Annotated in this window: 14 protein-coding genes; 8 read left to right on the forward strand and 6 right to left on the reverse strand. The window is 68.0% G+C overall.

Features of this window, described 5'->3' with window-relative positions; genetic code table 11:
* Nucleotides 1-78: 78 nt before the first annotated feature.
* Entirely contained in the window at nucleotides 79-579 is a 501-nt protein-coding gene (locus LG3211_RS00520; RefSeq protein WP_057941128.1) for a hypothetical protein, read from the forward strand.
* A 639-nt stretch (nucleotides 580-1,218) separates the two neighbouring features.
* Nucleotides 1,219-3,105 (forward strand): tRNA uridine-5-carboxymethylaminomethyl(34) synthesis enzyme MnmG, encoded by a 1,887-nt coding sequence (gene mnmG / locus LG3211_RS00525; protein WP_057941129.1) that lies wholly within the window; start codon nucleotides 1,219-1,221, stop codon nucleotides 3,103-3,105.
* A 254-nt stretch (nucleotides 3,106-3,359) separates the two neighbouring features.
* Here the strand turns inward: mnmG and LG3211_RS00530 are convergent, their stop codons facing one another.
* A complete protein-coding gene (locus LG3211_RS00530) occupies nucleotides 3,360-4,949 on the reverse strand; it encodes an OpgD/OpgG family glucan biosynthesis protein (protein ID WP_057941130.1) in 1,590 nt (529 codons plus the stop codon).
* A 262-nt stretch (nucleotides 4,950-5,211) separates the two neighbouring features.
* On the opposite strand from LG3211_RS00530, the gene LG3211_RS00535 reads away from it, so the two are divergent.
* The 4 genes from LG3211_RS00535 to LG3211_RS00550 all read left to right on the forward strand — a co-directional run bounded on the left by LG3211_RS00535 (nucleotide 5,212) and on the right by LG3211_RS00550 (nucleotide 11,310).
* A complete protein-coding gene (locus LG3211_RS00535; RefSeq protein ID WP_057941131.1) occupies nucleotides 5,212-6,909 on the forward strand; it encodes an NAD(P)/FAD-dependent oxidoreductase in 1,698 nt (565 codons plus the stop codon).
* Between the two features lie 121 nt (nucleotides 6,910-7,030).
* Nucleotides 7,031-8,467: a serine hydrolase domain-containing protein gene (locus LG3211_RS00540; RefSeq protein ID WP_057941132.1), complete on the forward strand. Its 1,437-nt coding sequence runs from the start codon at nucleotides 7,031-7,033 to the stop codon at nucleotides 8,465-8,467.
* 213 nt (nucleotides 8,468-8,680) lie between these two features.
* Nucleotides 8,681-10,576, forward strand: coding sequence for a M61 family metallopeptidase (locus LG3211_RS00545; protein WP_057941133.1), 1,896 nt, complete (start codon nucleotides 8,681-8,683; stop codon nucleotides 10,574-10,576).
* A 431-nt stretch (nucleotides 10,577-11,007) separates the two neighbouring features.
* Entirely contained in the window at nucleotides 11,008-11,310 is a 303-nt protein-coding gene (locus LG3211_RS00550; protein ID WP_057941134.1) for a putative quinol monooxygenase, read from the forward strand.
* Between the two features lie 64 nt (nucleotides 11,311-11,374).
* Here LG3211_RS00550 and LG3211_RS00555 read toward each other — a convergent pair whose 3' ends face one another.
* Both LG3211_RS00555 and LG3211_RS00560 read right to left on the reverse strand, forming a co-directional pair.
* The gene (locus tag LG3211_RS00555; RefSeq protein WP_057941135.1) at nucleotides 11,375-11,968 is read right to left on the reverse strand and encodes a cytochrome b; all 594 of its coding nucleotides are present in this window, start codon (nucleotides 11,966-11,968) and stop codon (nucleotides 11,375-11,377) included.
* Nucleotides 11,965-13,059 (reverse strand): catalase family peroxidase, encoded by a 1,095-nt coding sequence (locus LG3211_RS00560; protein ID WP_057941136.1) that lies wholly within the window; start codon nucleotides 13,057-13,059, stop codon nucleotides 11,965-11,967. The genes LG3211_RS00555 and LG3211_RS00560 overlap by 4 nt, the downstream gene beginning before the upstream one ends.
* Nucleotides 13,060-13,187: 128 nt before the next feature.
* On the opposite strand from LG3211_RS00560, the gene LG3211_RS00565 reads away from it, so the two are divergent.
* Both LG3211_RS00565 and LG3211_RS00570 read left to right on the forward strand, forming a co-directional pair.
* Complete coding sequence (locus LG3211_RS00565) at nucleotides 13,188-13,703, forward strand: RNA polymerase sigma factor (protein ID WP_057941137.1); 516 nt, start codon at nucleotides 13,188-13,190, stop codon at nucleotides 13,701-13,703.
* Between the two features lie 123 nt (nucleotides 13,704-13,826).
* Nucleotides 13,827-14,585 (forward strand): anti-sigma factor family protein, encoded by a 759-nt coding sequence (locus tag LG3211_RS00570; RefSeq protein ID WP_057941138.1) that lies wholly within the window; start codon nucleotides 13,827-13,829, stop codon nucleotides 14,583-14,585.
* Nucleotides 14,586-14,965: 380 nt separating this feature from the next.
* Here the strand turns inward: LG3211_RS00570 and LG3211_RS00575 are convergent, their stop codons facing one another.
* The 3 genes from LG3211_RS00575 to LG3211_RS00585 form a co-directional block, all read right to left on the reverse strand.
* Entirely contained in the window at nucleotides 14,966-18,658 is a 3,693-nt protein-coding gene (locus LG3211_RS00575; protein ID WP_057941139.1) for an indolepyruvate ferredoxin oxidoreductase family protein, read from the reverse strand.
* A gap of 280 nt (nucleotides 18,659-18,938) precedes the next feature.
* Nucleotides 18,939-19,295: an Imm51 family immunity protein gene (locus tag LG3211_RS00580; protein ID WP_057941140.1), complete on the reverse strand. Its 357-nt coding sequence runs from the start codon at nucleotides 19,293-19,295 to the stop codon at nucleotides 18,939-18,941.
* Between the two features lie 66 nt (nucleotides 19,296-19,361).
* Complete coding sequence (locus LG3211_RS00585; protein ID WP_057941141.1) at nucleotides 19,362-21,056, reverse strand: sulfatase-like hydrolase/transferase; 1,695 nt, start codon at nucleotides 21,054-21,056, stop codon at nucleotides 19,362-19,364.
* Nucleotides 21,057-21,155: the final 99 nt, after the last annotated feature.

Raw genomic sequence — 21,155 nt, forward strand, 5'->3', positions numbered from 1 at the left:
GAAATCCTACCCGGGGGGTCTGCCATGATCCGTAAACTTATAGTCCCATTAGTCGCAGCCGGCCTGCTGGCAGGTTGCGTGTCCGATTATTCCCTGCGCGGCGGCGGCGGCGGCGGTTCGTACTACTACGGCCGTCCCAGCGTCGACTACAACTACTACGGCGGCTACGGCGGTTACGCGCCCGGCTACGGGTACTACCCGTACGGCGAGTCCTATCGCTATCGCAACGGTGGTTACGGCTACTACGGCGGTTATCCGTACTACAACGGCTATCCGTACGGTTACGGCTACCCGCGCTACTACTACCCCAGCCGTCCGCACCGTCCGCCCAGCAATCCGAACCCGAGCTATCCGTCGCGGCCGTCCACGCGCGCCGATGGCGGCGTGTCCTGGCGCGACGCGCGTCCGATCGGCGGAGGCGCCTGGGCGCCGCGCAACGACAACCCGGCGATGCAGCAGCCGCGGTTCGCGCCGCAGCCGCGCTCGATGCCGCAACCGCGGATGTCGGCGCCCTCGGCACCGTCCGGACGTGCCGACGGTGGCCGCAGCTGGAAGGAATGGCGCAACGCCGAACGCTGAACCGTGACTTGCCGGCTGCCGGGGCGTACCCCGGCAGTCGCCGAAATTGGAACGGGGCGCACTTGCGTTCGGACCGGAGTGACCGCAATCTACCGCTACTGACCGCTTACGTCGTATTTGGACGTTTTCGGTAAGCACAGGCTTCTATGTCGGCGCCTGGCGAGGAATCACGGATCCCCCCTGTTCCGTCCCCGTCAGGCGTCGGCGCCCATTTCCCCGCGAGCGGGGCAAAACGAAAAAGCGCGCGTATCCACGCGCGCTTTTTCGTTTGAGATCAGTAAGTTGGCTGCGAGGCCCAACAATCGGCGGACGCCGTGGCGTGGCCGGTGCGCAGCGGCCCGGCGCGTTGGGCGCGGGCAATAAAAAGGGGCCGAATGTCCCCCGACATTCGGCCCCCCGGCTTCCCCCGCGAGCGCTTGGCCAGCCCCTGTTCCAATTCCAGCCGGCGTCTAGCGCCTGCCCCGCAAGGTGCATGAGTAGCTACGCATGAACCGTGCCAAGTGAGGCGGGCCGGGAATCGGGAATTGAGAATCGGGAACAGGTAAGGCGCGGCAGCGTGAGATCATGTCTCAACGGGCAATCGCGGCTTTACGCTGTTGATTCCCGATTCCCGATTCCCGATTCCCGATTCCCGGCCCCATGAGCGACTTCTACCAATACGACGTGATCGTGATCGGCGGCGGCCATGCCGGCACCGAAGCCGCGCTGGCCTCGGCGCGCGCCGGTGCGCGCACCTTGTTGCTGACCCATTCGGTCGAGACGGTCGGCGCGATGAGCTGCAACCCGGCCATCGGCGGCATCGGCAAGGGTCATCTGGTCAAGGAGATCGACGCGCTCGGCGGCGTCATGGCGCGTGCGGCCGATGCCGCCGGCATCCAGTGGCGGCGCCTCAACGCCAGCAAGGGCCCGGCGGTGCGCGCCACCCGCTGCCAGGCCGATCGCGCGCTGTACCGCGGCTTCATCCGCCGCGCGGTCGAAGCGCAGCCGGGGCTGACGATGTTCCAGGCCGCGGTGGACGACATCGCCTTCGACAACGGCCGCGTGACCGGCGTGGTCACCCAGACCGGCCTGCGCTTCGACGCGCCGGCCGTGGTCCTGACCGCCGGCACCTTCCTCGCGGGCAAAGTCCACGTCGGCCAGACCACTTACGCCGCCGGCCGCGCCGGCGATCCGCCCGCGACCGCTCTGGCCGCGCGCCTGCGCGAAGGTCCGTTCGCGGTGGATCGCCTGAAGACCGGCACGCCGCCGCGCATCGACGGGCGCAGCCTGGACTACTCGGTGATGGAAGAGCAGCCGGGCGACGATCCGCGTCCGGTCATGTCCTTCATGGGCACGCGGGCCGACCATCCGCGTCAGGTCTCGTGCTGGATCACCCACACCAGCGAGCGCACCCACGAGATCATCCGCGGCGCGCTGGACCGCTCGCCGCTGTACACCGGCCAGATCGAAGGCATCGGCCCGCGCTACTGCCCCTCGATCGAAGACAAAGTGGTGCGCTTCGCGGAGAAGGCCAGCCACCAGATCTTCGTCGAGCCCGAGGGCCTGGACGTGGCCGAGATCTACCCCAACGGCATCTCGACCTCGCTGCCGTTCGATGTGCAGCTGGATCTGGTGCGTTCGATCCGCGGTTTCGAGAACGCCCACATCACCCGGCCGGGCTACGCCATCGAGTACGACTTCTTCGATCCGCGTGGTCTCAAGACCACGCTGGAGACCAAGGCCGTGGCCGGTCTGTTCTTCGCCGGCCAGATCAACGGCACTACCGGTTACGAAGAAGCCGCGGCGCAGGGCCTGTTGGCCGGCGTCAACGCGGCGCGCTTCGTGCGCGGCGCGGACGGCTGGAGCCCGCGTCGCGACGAGGCCTACATCGGCGTGCTGGTCGATGACCTGATCACTCACGGCACCAGCGAGCCCTATCGCATGTTCACCTCGCGCGCCGAGTACCGGTTGCAACTGCGCGAGGACAACGCCGATCTGCGCCTGACCCCGGTCGGGCGCGAGCTGGGCCTGGTCGAGCAGGCGCGCTGGACGCACTTCGAGCGCAAGCGCGAGGCGGTCGAGCGCGAGAGCGCGCGTCTGGCGGGCGTGTGGGCGGCGCCGAACAACGCGCTCGGCCGCGAGATCGCGCAGACCCTGGGCATCGAGGTCAGCCGCGAATGCAGCGCGCGCGATCTGCTCAAGCGTCCGGAAATCGACTACGCCAAGCTGATGCAGGTGCCGTCGTTGGGTCCGGCCGTGGCGGAGGCCGAGGTCGCCGAGCAGGTCGAGATCGGCGTGAAGTACGCCGGGTATCTGGATCGTCAGCGCGATGAGATCGAGCGCCAGCAGCGCAACGAGAGCACGCCGATTCCGGACGGGTTCGACTACGCCGCGGTGCGCGGCTTGTCGCTGGAAGTGCAGCAGAAGCTGGAGCGCGTGCGGCCGCAGACCGTGGGCCAGGCGCAGCGCATTGCGGGCATGACGCCGGCGGCGATTTCGCTGCTGCTGGTGCATTTGACGCGGGCGCGGCGGGCCCGGGTGGCGTGATTTTCGTCCGGCGATGAGGGCAGTTCGGTCAGCGAACGCTTTCGTCGCTGGAGCAAATCCCCCGCGCTGAGGTTTCGCGCGGCAAGCTTTTTCGTCGGGCGCTGGCCCCCTTTTTCAAAGGGGGCGAATTGACGCGCTTGGCCGATGGTTCGAAGCACCGTTGCCGTTGCTGTCCGTCGTTGCTGTTCCCCCCTTTGAAAAAGGGGGGCAGGGGGGGATTTGCTTCTACCGAACGCCAGAACCCAACCCCACCCTCAATAAACCTTCCGATCCGCCTTGGCCGGCGGCGACCACTGATACAGCCAGGTTTCGCTGAGCGCGCCGCTGTCGTTCTTGAGGAACAGGCGCAAATCGATCTGTTCGGTCGAATCCCCGGGCGGCACCGCGTCGAACATCACCCGGTAACCGTCGATCTCGTGCAGCGGACGGCAGGACACGGTTTCCAGCTTGCCCTTGCCGATCTGGATCACCGGCTCGACGATGGCGTCGCGCTTGGCCAACTGCGCCAGCGATCCGCCGGCGAAATCCACCGCGAAGCGCTGGGAAAAATAATCGCGTTTGAAGCCGATGCGGCCGCCCAGGCCGGTGCGCGTGGAGACGCAATGCGCGAGCTTGGGCACCGCCGGTGGTTGCGCGCCCCAGTACAGGCGATAGCCGTACAGCAGCTCCTGCCCGGCCTGCGGTTTCTCGCGCGGATTCCAGAAGGCGACGATGTTGTCGAAGGTTTCGTCCAGGGTCGGAATCTCGACCAGCTGTACCGAGCCGGCGCCCCAGCCTTGCTTGGGTTCGACCCACAGGCACGGGCGCTTGTCGTAGAACACGCCGTCGTCCTGGTAATGATCGAAGTTGCGGTCGCGCTGCAACAGGCCGAAGCCGCGCGGGTTTTCGTCGCTGAACATGTTGAAGCGCAGGTGTTCGGGATTGCACAGCGGGCGCCAGATCCATTCGCCGCTGCCGGTCCACATCGCCAGGCCGTCGGTGTCGTGGATTTCCGGGCGCCAGTCCCAGTCCATGCGGCGGTCGTTCTCGCCGGTCTGGTACATGCTGGTGCACGGGCCCAGGCCGAGGCGCTCGATGCTCTTGCGCGGGTACAGCGCGCAATCGATGTCCATCAGCAGCACTTCGCCCGGCGTGATCGCGAAACGGTACGCGCCGGCGACGCTGGGCGAATCGAGCAGGCCGTACACCACCACGGTGTCGGAATCGGCCGAGGGGCGTTCCAGCCAGTAGGCGACGAAGTCCGGGAATTCCTCCGCGTGGCCGGTGCCGGTGTCGATCGCCAGGCCGCGCGCGGACTGGCCGTACTGGCCTTCCACGCCGACCGCGCGGAAATAGCTCGCGCCCAGGAACGCGGCGAAATCGCGCTCGGGATCCTTGCGGGTGTTGAGGCGGAAACCGGCGAAGCCCAGGTCGGCCGGCAATGGCTTGCCCTGGATGCCGCTGCGCGCGCGGTCGAACATTTCCGGGTCGTAGGCGATCTCGCGCGCCTGGCCGCCGGCGAGTTCGTACATGCGCACCGGCGACTTGAAGAACAGGCCCAGATGGAAGAACTGCGCCAGGAACTTGCCGTCGCCGCCGCCCCACAGGGCGTGATCGCGGCGAAAGCGGATCGACTGGTACTGGTCCCAGTTCAACGCCGCCAGCGCCGGCGGCAAGGTGGTGCTGCGCGGCGCGTAGGCCTTCGAGGCCAGCGCGCGGGCCTGGCCCTTGAGGGTGGCGAAGTCGAACGGCTGCGCCGCGCCGAGCTTGGTCGCGGCCGGGCCGGTCAGCGCGAGCGCGGGCAGGGGCAGGCCGAAGGCGGCCAGGGCGCCGGCCGCGGATTTGAGGAACTGGCGTCGGATCATGAGGCCGGCGACGTCGTGGCTGGGGGGTTGAGCATGCTAGCCAATCCGGGTGCGATGGTGGTTAGCGCGGTGTTTAGGGCGGGGTGTGTGTCGCGGTTGCGGGCGCGGGCCCTCATCCGCCCTTCGGGCACCTTCTCCCGCATGCGGGAGAAGGGACGCGCGGTGTCTGCTCCCTCTCCCGCTTGCGGGAGAGGGCCGGGGTGAGGGCACGCGCAACCTCGGCAAAAAAGCGCCCACTCCCGAAGCCTCTTAGAATATCGCCATGCTTCGACTCACCGACCTCCGCCTGCCGCTCGACCACCCGGCCAGCGCGCTTACCGACGCCATCCTCGCCCGCCTGGGCATCGCCGCGACGGACCTCACCGGTTACACCATCGCCAAGCGCAGCTATGACGCGCGCAAGCGCGGCGGCATCGTGCTGATCTATTCGCTGGACGTGGACACGCCGCGCGAGGCGGAAATCCTCCAACGCCTGGGCCCCGACGCGTCCGCCGCGCCAGCGCCCAAGGGCGGCAAGAACAGCGGCAAGAACCCCGCCCCCGCCGACACCGGCAAGGTGCTGCCCACGCCCGACACCGCGTATAAATTCGTCGCCCGCGCGCCGGCCGCGCTGCCGCTGCGGCCGATCGTGATCGGCATGGGCCCGTGCGGCCTGTTCGCCGGCCTGATCCTGGCGCAGATGGGCTTCAAGCCGATCATTCTCGAACGCGGCAAGGCCGTGCGCGAACGCACCGTGGACACCTTCGGCCTGTGGCGCAAGCGCGTGCTCAATCCCGAGTCGAACGTGCAGTTCGGCGAAGGCGGCGCGGGCACCTTCTCCGACGGCAAGCTCTACAGCCAGATCAGCGACAAGCTGCATCACGGCCGCAAGGTGCTGACCGAATTCGTCCTGGCCGGCGCGCCGGAAGAAATCCTCTACGTCAGCAAGCCGCACATCGGCACCTTCCGCCTGGTGTCGATGGTCGAGAACATGCGCGCGACGATCGAATCGCTGGGCGGCGAAATCCGCTTCTCGCAGCGGGTCGAGGACGTGCTGATCGAAGACGGGCAACTGCGCGGCGTGACGCTGGCCGACGGCGCGCAACTGCGCGCCGACCACGTCGTGTTCGCGGTCGGCCACAGCGCGCGCGACACCTTCAAGATGCTGCACGAGCGCGGCGTGTTCATGGAGGCCAAGCCGTTCTCGATCGGATTCCGTATCGAACACCCGCAATCGCTGATCGACGCCGCGCGTTTCGGCCCGCAGGCCGGTCACGAGATTCTCGGCGCGGCCGACTACAAGCTGGTGCATCACTGCCGCAACGGCCGTTCGGTCTACAGCTTCTGCATGTGCCCGGGTGGCACCGTGGTCGCCGCCGCCAGCGAGCCCGGCCGCGTGGTCACCAACGGCATGAGCCAGTACTCGCGCAACGAACGCAACGCCAACGCGGCGATCGTGGTCGGCATCACTCCGGACGACTTCAAGCCCTTCGACGACAGCGGCAGCCCGCTGGCCGGCATCGCCCTGCAGCGGCATTGGGAGGCGCAGGCCTTCGCCCTGGGCGGCGGCGAGTACGAAGCGCCGGGCCAGCGCGTCGGCGATTTCCTCGCCGGCCGCGCATCGACCGCGCTCGGCGCGGTGCAGCCCTCGTATACGCCGGGCGTGCGCCTGAGCGATCTGAGCGCGTCGCTGCCCGACTACGCGATCGCCGCGATCCGCGAAGCGCTGCCGGCCTTCGACAAGCAGATCAAGGGCTTCGCCATGGCCGATGCGATGCTCACCGGCGTGGAGACGCGCACGTCCTCGCCGCTGCGCATCACCCGCGGCACCGATGGCCACAGCCTCAACACGCGCGGCCTGTTCCCGGCCGGCGAGGGTGCCGGTTACGCCGGCGGCATCCTGTCGGCGGCGGTGGACGGGATCAAGACCGCCGAAGCGGTGGCGATGAGCATCCTGGCCGGCGCGGCGCGTTCGGCGTAACCGCGCCGCGCCCGCGCCGTCCGATCCGCGCATCGCGGCGCCGCGTACCCTGACTTCCGGCCATGTCGCGGCGCGGACGCGCCACGTATGTTCGTGCCACATCCCTGCAAGCGGAGTGGTCATGCGCCTGTGGTTCTCGGCCGCGCTGTGCGCCGGCCTGTGTGTCGCGCCGTTGCCGTTCGCATCGGCGGACGCGGCGACGGCGGCAGTCGCTGCCTCCAGGCCCGCCTCCGCGGCCGAAGTCGCGACCTATGCGCGGACCTTGTTGGCCGACAGCGTTCCCGAGGGCGGGCCGGGCATCGTGGTCCTGGTCGCGCGCGGCGACCAGGTGCTGTACCGCGGCGCGCGCGGTCTGGCCAATATCGAACTCGGCGTGCCGCTGACGCCCGACCAGGTGTTCCGCCTGGGCTCGGTGACGAAACAATTCGCCGCGGCCGGGGTGATGAAGCTGGTCGAAGCCGGCAAGGTCGGTCTCGACGATCCGCTGTCCAAGTACGTGAAGGATTTCCCCAACGGCGACGCGATCAGCGTGCGCCAGCTGCTCAATCACACCTCCGGGGTGAAGAGCTATACCGGCATCGACGGTTACATGCACGAGTCGATCAAGCGCGATCTGAGCACCCGGGCGATGATCGATGTGTTCAAGGACCTGCCGGTGGATTTCGCGCCGGGGCAGGGCTACGCCTACAACAACTCGGGCTATGTGCTGGTCGGCGCGGTGATCGAGGCGGCGAGCGGACAACGCTGGTACGACTATCTCGACCAGGCCCTGTTCAAGCCGCTGGGTCTGAAGCACACGCGCTACGGCGACGTGCATGCGCTGATTCCGGGCTACGTCGGCGGCTACACCCGCGGCGACGGCGGCAACGCGCCGATGAATTATCTCGACATGAGCCAGCCGCACGCGGCCGGCGCGCTGGTGTCCTCGCTCGACGACCTGCTGCGCTGGAACCTGGCGCTGCACAACGGCCAGGTGCTCAAGCCCGACAGCTATCGGGCGATGACCACGCCCGAAGGCAAGGCGCGCGAAGACGGCTACGGCTATGGCATCGGCAAGGCCTATGCGCACGGCCATGGCGGTTGGGGCCACGGCGGCGGCATCTTTGGTTTCGCCACGTTCCTGCTCTATCTGCCCGACGGCAAGACCACGGTGGCGGTGTTGTCCAATTCCGATTCCGCGCTCAAGGACGGCGTCAATCCGGAAGGCCTGGCGCGCAGGCTGGCCGCGGTCGCTCTGGGCGATCCGTATCCGGCGGTGACCGCGGTGCCGGTGGATGCGGCCACGCTCAAGCAGGCCGAAGGCGTGTACCGGAAGAATCCGCAGCTCGCCTGGGCGCTGCGGGTGGTCGATGGCGTGCTGACCCAGCAGCGCCTGGGCGGCTCGCGCATCGCGCTCACGCCGGTGGCGCGCGACACCTACGCCTATCCCAACGGCCTGTCGCGGCTGCAATTGCAGCGCGACGGCCAGGGTGCCGTCACCGCCATGCGTTACTTCGGCGACGGCATCGGCGAGAGCCAGTTGACCGCGCGCAGCGACGAGCCCTTGCCCCAGCCGTGACCCATCGGCCGGGCTGTCGCGCCACCTGAGGCGGCACCGGCGCCGCGCGGCCGGCCGCGCCGCACGCAAGGATGTCCCCATCCTGCGCAAGCGGTGTGCGCAATCAGTCGCCCCCGCGCCGGCTTCGCCGTTCTATGCCCAATGGCAGGAGGCAAGCGCGGGCGCATGGTTAGGATGCTCAATCCAGTCCCGCGCGTCGCCGGAGTTCCGTCCATGCTTCGACCCTGCCTTGCCCTGTTGCCTCTGATGATCGCCGCGGCGCTGCCGCTGTCGGCCGCGCGCGCACAGACCGCGGCGCCGCGCGACACGCCGTATCCGGGCACCTTGCAGCTGCAGGTCGACGCCACCGACATCGCCCGGCGTGTGCTGCACGCGCGCCAGCGCATCCCGGTCCAGGCCGGCCCCTTGACCTTGCTGTTCCCGCAGTGGATCCAGGGCAACCACTCGCCGACCGGGCCGATCGACAAGCTCGCCGGCCTGCGCATCAGCGGCAACGGCCAGCCGATCGAATGGTCGCGCGATCCGCTCGACGTCTACGCCTTCAAGCTCGACGTGCCGCAGGGCGTGGGCGAGATCGAACTGAGCTTCGACATGCTCACTCCGACCGGCAACAACCAGGGCCGGGTGGTGATGACCGCGGACATGCTCAACGTGCAATGGAACCAGGTCGCGCTGTATCCGGCCGGTTACTACGCGCGCGGCATCCAGATCGCGCCGACCCTGAAATTGCCGGCCGGCTGGCAGGCCGGCACCGCGCTCGAACTGGAATCGCGCCAGGGCGACACCTTGCGTTATCGCACGGTGCCGTTCGACACCCTGCTCGATTCGCCGGTTTACGCCGGCCGCTACTACAAGCAGATCGATCTCGACCCGGGCGCGAAAACCCCGGTGCGGCTCAATGTCGTCGCCGACGCGGCGAAGTTTCTCGAAGCCAAGCCCGAGCAGATCAAGCTGCATCGCGAACTGGTCGCGCAGGCCTACAAGCTGTTCGGCTCGCATCAATACGATCACTACGATTTCCTGCTCTCGCTGTCCGCGCAGATGGGCGGCAACGGCCTGGAGCACCATCGCTCCAGCGAGAACGGCGTAGACACGGATTACTTCACCGGTTGGGACGGCGCCAGCGTCACCGGCCGCGATCTGCTCGCGCACGAGTTCGTGCATTCGTGGAACGGCAAATACCGCCGCCCGGCCGGCGTGACCGCGACCAATTTCAATCAGCCGCTCAGCGACGGCCTGCTGTGGGTCTACGAGGGCCAGACCCAGTACTGGGGTTATGTGCTGACCGCGCGCGCCGGCTTGTGGAAGCCGGAGATGGCGCGCGAGGCGCTGGCGATGGTGGTGGCGCGCTACGCCGACGATCGCCCCGGCCTGGCCTGGCGTTCGATCCAGGACACCACCATGGACCCGGTGATCGCGATGCGCCGGCCGAAGTCGTACCAGAGCTATCAGCTCAGCGAGGACTACTACAGCGGTGGTCAGCTGGTCTGGCTCGCGGTCGATGCCAAGCTGCGCGCGCTGACCGGCGAGAAGCGGTCGCTCGACGATTTCGCCCGCGATTTCTTCCGCGGCGAGAACGGCGACTATCAGGTCAAGCCGTACGAATTCGACGATGTGGTCGCGTCCTTGAACAAGGTCGCGCATTTCGACTGGGCCGCGTTCCTGCGCGAGCGCATCGATGCCAAGGCCTCGCCGCTGGACGGCGTGGCGGCGAGCGGCTGGAAGCTTGTCTACACCGACAAGCCGGGCGATTTCGTCAAATTCGCCGAGGCAGATCGCAAGTACACCGACCTGACCTATTCGCTGGGCCTGAATCTGTCCAGCGACGGCACCATCAACGCGGTGCGCTGGGACGGGCCGGCGTTCAACGCCGGTATCGCGCCGAGCAGCACGCTGATCGCGGTCAATGGCTACACCGGCAACGGCGAACGGCTCAAGGACGCGGTGACCGCGGCCAAGGACGGGCAGCATCCGATCGAGCTGATCATCAAGAATGCCGATGTGATCAAGACCATGCGCATCGATTACCGCGGCGGCTTGCGTTATCCCAAGCTCGAGCGGATCGAAGGCACGCCGGACCGGCTGTCGAAGATCTTCGCGCCGAAGTGAAACGTGGCGCGGCCGCGATGATCGTCATTGTTTAGGGAAACGACGCGCATGGAACCGGCGCACTATCTGCTGATCGATTTAGAAGCCACCTGCGCCGGTGACCAATCGATCGCGCGTACCGTTCCCTCTCCCGCTCGCGGGAGAGGGCTAGGGTGAGGGCAGCCCGACCTGACGTCCCTCACCCCAACCCTCTCCCGCGAGCGGGAGAGGGAGCTGAAAGCGACAGTCCCTGCGACTGAGTTCAAACCTCTGGGCATGTCCGCAATCTGTCCGCAATTGCGCGCTAAAGTCGCCGCGACGTTCACCGCACTGCGCCCGCATGCACCCCGGCCGACGCGAATTCATCGTCACGACCGCCGCCGCTGCATTCGCGGTGGCCTGGCCCGCATGCGCCGGCGCTCCCCTTCCCGACACCTGAGAGCGCCGCCGCCATGTACGGACTGATCGGCAAGATGAAAGCCACCGCCGGCCAGCGCGACGCGCTGATCGATGTGCTGCTGCAAGACGTCGGCGCCATGCCCGGATGCCTGAACTACATCGTCGCCCGCGATCCGAAGGACGCCGACGCGATCTGGATCAGCGAAGTCTGGGACAACGCCGACAACCACCGCGCCTCGCTGTCGTTGCCGCAAGTGCGCGCGGCGATCGAGCGCGCCAAGCCGATGATCGCCAGCTTCCAGGCGCATTTCGAAACCGAACCGGTCGGCGGCCACGGCCTGACCGCGGCGCGCTGACGCGGCCGCGAGCCGGCGCGCAGTGACGGCGCGCAGTGACGGCGCCGGCCGCGAAGCGCGTCGATCAATCGCCGGGCACGACCGGCCGCGTCTGCGAATCCGCTGTCGCCACCTCGCGCGCCCGACCCCGCCACGTCATGCTTCGCAGCACCCCGTCGCGGCGAATCAGCCCGTGGTACAGCGCCGCGCCCAAGTGCATCAGCACAGTGGCGAACAGCAAATACGCCAAAGCGCGATGCAACCAGCGCAAGGTCGCGAACACGCTCGCATCGAACGGCGCGATCGGCGGCAGTTGCACGCCCGCGCCCAGGCTCACCGGATAGCCGCCGGCCGACAGCATCGCCCAGCCGACCAGCGGCAGCGCGAACATCAGCGCATACAACAGCCAGTGCGAGGCGAGCGCGGCGAAGCGCTGCAGTGGCGCCATGTCGGCCGGCAACGGCGGCGGCTTGCGCGCCAGGCGCAGCAGCAATCGCAGCACCGCCAGGGCCAGGATCGCGATGCCCAGCGGCTTGTGCAGCGCCAGCAGCCAGGTGTGCTTGTCCGACACGGTCGCGACCATGCCGGCGCCGACGAACAGCATCGTCAGGATCATCGCCGCCATCAGCCAGTGCAGCACCCGCGCCGGCAGCGAAAACATTTCATGATCGCGGTTCATCGCGGCGTCTCCTGCGGCGGACGGCCGCCAGCCCGGGCTTGCTCGGACGTGCGGCGGCGGTAGGAATCGGCGTAGGCGGCCGAGCGCGCCGGCAGCAGCGGGTCGTCGGAACCGGCGATGCCGTCGGGCAGGATCAGCGGGTCGTAGTTGATGTCGCGGCATTCGCCGGCGTCCTGCGACTGCGCGCGTTCGATCACCACGGTGCCGGCGTCGATCTCCTTGCGATCGGCCGGCCACACGCGGGTGGCGTCGTCGGTCGGATCGCCGGCGGCGGCGAGGGTCACCAGCAATCGCCAGCGCAGCGGGCCGCTGGCGAGGCGCTGGTCGAGTTCGCGCGCGAGCACATCGTGATCCTGCGCCGACAGCGGCGCGGCGGCCGCGCCGTTGTCCGGCATCACCCGCCAGCGCACCGCATGGCGCGCGCCGCCGGCATCGACGAAGTAGAACGCGTTGAGGCCGTAGTAGGCCTCGGTGGCGTAACTCGCCGAGGGCTTGCGGTCCTTGGCCCAGGCGCGGAACGCGGCGGTTTCCGGATGCGCGGCGAAGAACGCCTTCTGTTTCGCCGGATCGGGCTTGCCGGTGGCCGGATCGGGCGCGCCGGCCTGCAATTGCTCGAAAAACGCCTGCGGCGTGGCGACCGGGAACACCGGCATGCTGTTCATGCCGGTGCGCCATTGCTGGCCGTCGGCCTGGGTGAAGCGCAGGGCGAAGCTGCGGATCGGCACGCCGCCGTCGGGCGCGTAGGGATTGCCGCCGGGCAGGGCGAAGCGCCCGACCACCGGGGTGGCGCCGGGCGCGAACAAGGCCGCTTTCGAATATGCCGCGGCCTGGCCGTTGCTGTCGAAGCGGCCGATCACGCACACGCCCTTGGCGTGATTGCGCCGGTAGCCCGGATGCAGGCCGCCGTTGTTCTGCAGGGTATCGACCACCTGCTTCGGGGTGAGCCGGTTCGGATCGAGCGGGCCGGCGACGTAGCCGAAGGCGGCCGCCAGCGCGCTCACCGCGAAGGCGATCAGCGCCCAGCGGCCCAGCGGTTTTGGCGGCGGGGACGAGGCGGAGCGGGCGGTGTCGATGGGATCGGGTGGTGGCATGCGGGCTTCTCGGTGGGGGCGCGATACCGGTACGACGCACGCCGCCGGGGTTTATTCCATCGGCCGCGGAATAAACTGCGGCCAGCGGCGTCCCACTCAGGACAGTCCCCTCCAGCCGGTCCCGCGCCATGTCCGCCAGCGAAATCGATGCCGCCCTGCGCGAACAGCTGCCCTCGCTGTGGCGCTTCGCCCGCTGGCTGGCACGCGACCCGCATGCCGCCGACGATCTGGTGCAGGCGGCGATGGAGCGCGCGATCACCCGCTGGGCCGGTCGCCGCGACGAACAAGCGCTGCGGCCGTGGCTGTTCGCGATCGTCTATCGCCAGTTCCTCGACGGCCAGCGCCGCTCGCAGCGCTACGCCGGGCTGCTGGCGCGACTGGGCATCGCCGGCGCCGAGAGCCAACCGTCGGCCGAACGCGAGTTCCTCGCCCGCTCCACCCTGGAAGCGATGCAACGGCTGCCGGTGGAGCAGCGCAGCCTGTTGCTGTGGATCTCGGTCGAGGGCCTGAGCTACCAGGAGGTCGCGGAGATTCTGCAGGTTCCGATCGGCACGGTGATGTCGCGGCTGTCGCGCGCGCGCCAGGCCTTGCGCCGGCTCAGCGATGGCGAGACACCGGCACCGGCGTTGAGGTTGCTGAAATGAGCGGTTCCGGCCTTCGCTTAGTCGGCCTTGCGCGCGCCGATGCCCGGCCGGCATCGCCTCCCTTGATCGCAACGAATCCGATCGCCGTCGCGATCGGTTCGATATCGCCCCGATGAGCACCCCATGAGCACGCCCCCGAACGAACACGATCTGCACGCCTACGTCGATGGACGCCTGGACGCCGCGAGCCGCGCCGACATGGAGGCGTGGTTGAGCCGTCATCCCGAGCGGCTGGTGGAAATCCAGGCCTGGCAGCGCGACGCGCAGCAACTGCGCGCGGCCCTGGCCGGCGAAAGCCTGGCGCCGCCGTCCGAACTCGATCCCGCGCGCGTGCGCGGCGCACTCGCGCGCCGGCGCAGCGCGCGCTACGCGATGGCGGCGGCGGTGCTGTTGAGCATCGGCGTCGGCGGTCTCGGCGGCTGGCAGGCGCGCGAATGGTCGCAGCCGGCCGCGCCGCCCGCATTGGCGAGCGCGGCGCCGATGGCCGATGCGATCCAGGCGCATCGCCTGTTCGCCGTGCGTCACGACCTGCAACCCGACCGCGTCGCCGCCGATCTGCAGCCGTGGCTGGAAGCGAACTTCCGCCAACCGATGAAACTGCCCGACCTGAGCGGCTCGGGCTTCAGGCAAGTCGGCGGCCGCCTGCTCGCCACCGACCAGGGAGCCGCCGCCTTGATCGTGTATGAAGACGCCGCCGGCAACGCGATCAGCTTCTACATCCGCCCGCCCGGCCCGCACCGCTACCTGCTGCCGCGCGGCGACCGCCGCGACGGCGACCTGCTCGCGCAGTACTGGTCGCGCGGCGGTTACAACTACGCGATGGTGAGCGGCAGCGATGATGGCAGCACGCGGGTGGTGAAGCGGGCGTTGCAGGCGATTTGAGTTGGGGTTCGACGTTGTTCACGTCGTTGTTGCGGCGAGTGGGCTTGAGCGCCATTACCCCAGGGCGCGTCATTCCCGCGAAGGCAGGCTCTGCTTTACTTCGGCGGAGCCGAACATCCAGAGCCTTTAGCGTCATCTTTCAGAACGTCATTCCCGCGAACGCGGGAATCCAGTGCCTTTCGTGCGAGGGCGTTTGAAGTCGCTGGATATTCGGCTTCGCCGAAGTAAAGCAGAACCCGCGTTCGCGGGAATGACGAGCAAAGGCCAAAGCCGAAGCAAAGGCGGAACGACGAACAAAGGCAAATCAGCGACCAAAAACACCCACCAAACAAAAGCCCCGCTTCCGCGGGGCCTTTGCCTAAATCCAACCGAACCGAACCTTAAGCCGCCTGCACAATCCGCAACGGATTGCCGAATTCCTTGATCAACTCCGCCTCGCGCGCCTTGGCCTTGTGCAGGTGCTCTTCCTTGACGTGGCCGTAGCCGCGGATGTGCTCCGGGATGCTGGCGATTTCAGCGGCCAGATCGACGTTGCCGCCGTCCAGCGAGGCCAGCAGGCCGCCGACGGTCTGCTCGTAGTCGGCGATCAGCTGGCGCTCCATCTTGCGTTCTTCGGTGTAGCCGAAGATGTCGAGCTTGCCGCCGCGCAGCTTGCGCAGCTTGGCCATCCACTTGAACGCGGTGAACACCCACGGGCCGAATTCCTGCTTGATCAAGCGACCCTGCGCGTCCTTCTTGGCCAGCAGCGGCGGGGCGAGATGGAACTTGAGCTTGTAGTCGCCGTCGAACTGCTGCTCCAGCTTGCGCTGGAATTCGCCGCTGGTGTACAGGCGCGCGACTTCGTACTCGTCCTTGTAGGCCATGAGCTTGAAGAAGTAACGCGCGACCGCCTCGGCCAGGTCGGTCGAGCCCGGCGCCTTGCTCTGCTCGGCTTCGCGCACCTTGGCGACGAAATCGGAATAGCGCTTGGCGTAGGCGGCGTCCTGGTACTCGGTGAGGAACGACACGCGGCGCGAGATCAGTTCGTCCAGCGAGCGCGACAGGCGCAGATCGTCCAGCGGCAGGAAGGCGACGTTGTCGCTGTCCGCGCGCGCCGGCACGTGGCGCAGTTCGTCTTCGTTGCGGGTCGCGCGCGGCGCCGAGGTCGCGCCCCATTCGTTGCCTTCCCATTCGCCCGGCGCCAGATGCGGCAGGTCGCGCGGGGTGGCCTCGGCGGCGGTGGGCACCTTGCGGGTCACGCCGGCGGCCTGCGCCACCGACTGCGGGTCGATCGCGGCCAGGCGGCCCCAGGCGAAGGCGGTCTTGTTCATTTCGATCGCCGCGCCGTTGAGCTCGATCGCGCGCATCAGCGCGTCGAACGCGATCGGCACCAGGCTGCGCTGCCAGGCGTAGCCGAGGATGAACAGATTGGTCGCGATCGCGTCGCCGAGCAGCGCGGTGGCCAGCTGGGTCGCATCGACGATCAACGGATCTTCGCCGCCGAGCGCCTGCTTGATCGCCGCGACGATGTCGGTCGCCGGGAACTGCATGTCCGGACGCGTGGTGAAGGTGCCCGGCATCGCTTCGTAGCTGTTGAGCACGACCTGGCTGCGGCCGGCGCGCACTTTCGACAGCGCCCAGTAGTCGTTGACCACGACCATGTCGCAACCCAGCACCAGATCCGCTTCGCCGGCGGCGATGCGCACCGCGTGGATGTCGGCCGGGGTCTTGGCGATGCGGATATGCGTGGTGACCGCGCCGCCCTTCTGCGCCAGGCCGGTCTGGTCGAGCACGCTCGCACCCTTGCCTTCCAGGTGACCGGCCATGCCGAGCAGCGCGCCGATGGTGACCACGCCGGTGCCGCCGACGCCGGTGATCAGGATGTTCCAAGGCTGATCCAGCGCGGGCAGCGGCGGCATCGGCAGATTGTTCAGGCGATCCTTGGCCGAGGAGCCTTTCTTCTTCTTCAGCCCGCCGCCTTCCACCGTGACGAAGCTCGGGCAGAAGCCGTTGACGCAGGAATAGTCCTTATTGCAGTTGGACTGATCGATCTCGCGCTTGCGGCCGAATTCGGTTTCCTTCGGCAGCACCGACACGCAGAACGACTTCTTGCCGCAATCGCCGCAGCCTTCGCAGACCAGGGTATTGACCATCACGCGCTTTTGCGGATCGACCATCTTGCCGCGCTTGCGGCGACGGCGCTTCTCGGTCGCGCAGGTCTGATCGAAGATCAGCACGCTGGTGCCCTTGACCTCGCGCAGGCGCTTTTGCACCGCGTCGAGTTCCTTGCGGTCGTGGAATTCCATGTCGCTGGGGAACAGCTCGCGCTTGTTCCACTTGGCGATGTCGTCCGACAGCAGCACGATGGTGTGCACGCCTTCGGAACGCACCTGGTGCGCGATCTGCGGCACCGACAAGGTTCCGTCCACCGGCTGGCCGCCGGTCATCGCGACCGCGTCGTTGTAGAGAATCTTGTAGGTGATGTTGACGCCGGTGGCGACCGACTGGCGGATCGCCAGCGAGCCGCTGTGGAAGTAGGTGCCGTCGCCGAGGTTCTGGAACACGTGCTGGGTTTCGGTGAACGCCGCCTGCCCCGACCAGGTCACGCCTTCGCCGCCCATGTGGGTGAAGGTGTTGGTGTCGCGGTCCATCCACGTCACCATGTAGTGGCAACCGATGCCGCCGAGCGCGCGCGAGCCTTCCGGCACCACGGTCGAGGTGTTGTGCGGGCAGCCCGAGCAGTAATGCGGCACGCGCGGGAACGAGGCGCGCGGCAGGGCGAGTTCGCTTTCCTTCTCTTCCATCCAGCGCAGCACGTTTTCCATGTGCTCGGAGTTGTGGAAGCGCTGGATGCGGCGCGCGATCACGCCGGCGATGCGCGCCGGGGTCAGCTCGCCGGTGGACGGCAGGATCCACTCGCCGCTTTCGTCGTACTTGCCGACGATCGACGGACGCCGCTCGCCGTCCCAGTTGTACATCGACTCCTTCATCTGGCTTTCGATGAAGGCGTGCTTCTCCTCGACCACCAGGATGTCGTCCAGGCCGCGCGCGAACGCGCGCAGGCCGACCGGTTCCAGCGGCCAGGTCATGCCGACCTTGTACACGCGCAGGCCCAGGTCCGAGCACGCGCGCGCGTCCAGGCCCAGGTACTCCAGCGCCTGCAGCACGTCGAGGTAGCTCTTGCCGGTGGTGATGATGCCCAAGCGCGCGTTCGGCGAATCGATGACGATGCGGTCGATCTTGTTGGCCCGCGCGAACGCCTGCGCGGCCTTGACCGCGTACTGGTGCAGGCGCATTTCCTGATCCATCGGCGGATCGGGCCAGCGGATGCTCAAACCGCCCGGCGGCAGGATGAAATCGTCCGGAGTGAGAATGTTCAGCGCGAGCGGATTCACGTCCACCGAGGCGGAGGATTCGACCGTCTCGGCGATGGTCTTGAAGCCGACCCAGCGGCCGGTGTAGCGCGACATCGCCCAGCCGATCAGGCCCATGTCGAGAATGTCCTGCACGCCGGCCGGATTGAGGATCGGCATCATCGCGCTGGTGAACTCGCCCTCCGAGCCGTGCGGCAGCGTCGAGGAGCGGCAGGCGTGATCGTCCGCGGCCAGCGCCAGTACGCCGCCGTACTTGCTGGTGCCGGCGGCGTTGGCGTGCTTGAGCACGTCGCCGGTGCGGTCCACGCCCGGGCCCTTGCCGTACCACATGCCGTACACGCCTTCGACCTTGGCGCCAGGGAACAGATTGGTCTGCTGCGTGCCCCAGACCATGGTCGCGCCCAGGTCTTCGTTGAGGCCGGGGGTGAACTTCACACCGGCCGCTTCCAGGTGCTTGCGCGCGCGCCACAGCTCCAGATCGAAGCCGCCCAGCGGCGAGCCGCGGTAGCCGGAGATGAAGCCGGCGGTGTTCAGGCCCGCGGCCTGATCGCGCAGGCGCTGCATCAGCGGCAGACGCACCAGCGCCTGCACGCCGGACAGATAGATGCGGCCTTCCTGACGGGTGTACTTGTGCTCGAGCGAGTAATCCGGATCGAGGACGGAATTGGTCAGGGAAGTATTCGCCGACGAGGGCGAGCTGAGTTCTGCGGTGCTGGTCATGGCGGGCTCTCGCGGCGGTGCCGCGGGTTGGCTGGCGGGGGCGTTCGGCGATCCGCGCGGGCCGGCGGTGGCGCGCCGGGGCCGAGCAAAGACTCGGAATTATAGCTTGTGTGCTCAATCGGGCCGCTAGGCGCCGCCGGTGTGCCCTGTGGGCGTGAATCCGCGAGGCATGACCACGCGCACGGATTCGCCCTGCAGATGAACGGGTCCGGTGCTGTCCCTGTTCAGGAATGACGCGGGCAACGAAGCCCGTGCGCGCAGGCGCCGCCCGCTTCGCGCGTCAGTCGAGTTCCGCGCGCGAGAGCAGGTCGCGCAGATCGGCCTCATCGCGATACACCGCGCGCAGCGCCGTGCCCAGCGCTTCCAGGTCGGCGCGTTCGCCGGATACCGACAGCATGCCGGCCTCGGGGTCGAACGACAGCCGACCCTGCAACCGTGGCAGGCGCTCGGCCACCACCGCTTGCGCGATCGAACTCCAGTCGTAGCCGTTGCCGCTCCAGCCCGCGGCCTCGTGTTCGGCGAACACATGCTGTTTCGCTTCCATGCCCGGCTCGGTCAGCAGCAGCGAGCGATAGCCGCCGCGGTCCATGAGAATGAAGGGAGCGTAGCTGCTGTGGTCGGTACGGTCGTCGCTCATGTCGAATCCTTCCTTGAGAGGCGGTGGCATCCGTGGCCGATGATAGTCCGCGACCGTGTCGGTCTGTCAGCGCGACGATGCCGGCCGCAGGCCCGACAATTCGCCCAGCACCAGTTGGCCATCGGCCACGCGCGCTTCGCGGAACAGGATGTCGCCGAACGCGTCCGAGCCCTGCAGGAAGTACCGGCCCGCTTGCGCGTTGGGATTGTCGATGCGATAGCCCATGCGCGCGGCCAGCGCGAACGCGAGCTGGTTATGGAATATCCACTCGCCGTTCTCGCCCAGCGGCGGTTGCGCCGGGCCGCGGCTGCGCACCAGCATCGGCACCTGCGCGATCTGCGGCGTCAGCACGTTGTGGCCCCACACGCCGTCTTCGCCGAGCATCTGGCCGTGATCGGAGGTCACCACGAACAGGCCTTGTTCGTCCAAGGCCTCGAAGCGCTGGTACAGGCGGCCGACCAGATCGTCCTGATAGGCGATCGCGTGATCGTAGGCGTCGATTTTGCGCTGCGCAGGCGAGGACACCGCCGTATCCGGCCATTGTGGCGGCGGCGTGGCGCGCCGCCGATACGCGTCTTCGTACGGAAAATGCGCGGTGCGCAGAAGCAGCACGATCAATCGCGGCTCGCCGGGCTTGAGCGGCGCGAGCATGTCGATGATGGCATCGTCGCCGACCGCGGCGACCGGCTCCGGATCGGTTTCGCGTGTGCGCGTAACGTCGATGCCCGCCTTGTCCTGGTGTTCCAGCAGATCGTTGCCGTACTGGGTCGACAGCCAATAGGTGCGATAGCCGGCCTGTTTCGCCAGTCGGAACAGATTGCCGCGATGCGAGCGCAATTGTTCGAGGTGGCCGGGCTCGCGCACGCCGTTGAGCAGCAGCGCCGTCGAGGCGCGCGTGGCCGCGGCGCCGGCCACGCCGCGATGCCAGCGCGCATCGCCCTGTGCGACCCAGCGCGACATCACCGGCGTGGTGTCGCGCGCATAGCCGGCCATGCCCCAGTGATCGGTGCGGGTGGAGTCGAAGATCACCAGCCAGATCGAGTGCGGCCTCGCCGCATCGCTGCGCGCATCGCGTTCGACGACATAGGGGCGATACGGATCGGCGTCGCTGCGCACCGACGCGCCGCTCAGGTTGGCGGCGTAGTAGCCGAATGCCATCAGCGAATTGTGCAGCGAACTGCGTTGGGGCTGCGGCATGAAGCGCATCATGTTGCGGCGCGCGGCGCTGTACGGGATGAAGGCCAGGACCAGGGCCACCAGCAACCAAGCCCAACGCAGGCGCGGCAGCGGCACGCGCGGCAGGCCGAGATTGAACAGCGCGAGCAGCAGCGCATACGGCACGCCGCCGGCGAGCAGGCTCGGCCAGTTCTGGCCGAGCTCGGCGCGCACTGCCTCGCCGATGTCGCGCGATTGATGCGGAATCATCGCGATGTCCAACGGCGACAGCGGACGGCCGATCGCGGCGATATGGCACAGCTGCAGCAACTGCATGCCGGCGAACAGCGCGATCACCGCGTTGGCGGCGATCCGGCTGCCGCTGAGCCACAGGCAGGTAACGATCAGCATCAAGGCCGCGCACCAGCCTGGCTTGAACACGGCGAGGTTGTGCGGATTGACCAATTGCTGCAGGCGATCGTCCAGCAACAGCAGCGAAGTGCTCGCCACGCTGACCAACAGCAGCAGCGCGATGCGCCGCGACAGCGACACCCGGCCGCATCGGCTCGGCTGCGCGAGGGTGGCCGGTTCCCGCAGAACTCGCATGGGCGTCGTGATCGTCCGAGGATTGGCGGGACACCTTAGGAGCTGGATATGCGATCCGGATCGGCCGACGGCCGGCGTACGCGGGCGTGTGTGCAGCGG

The organism is Lysobacter gummosus (assembly GCF_001442805.1).
Taxonomy (GTDB): domain Bacteria; phylum Pseudomonadota; class Gammaproteobacteria; order Xanthomonadales; family Xanthomonadaceae; genus Lysobacter; species Lysobacter gummosus.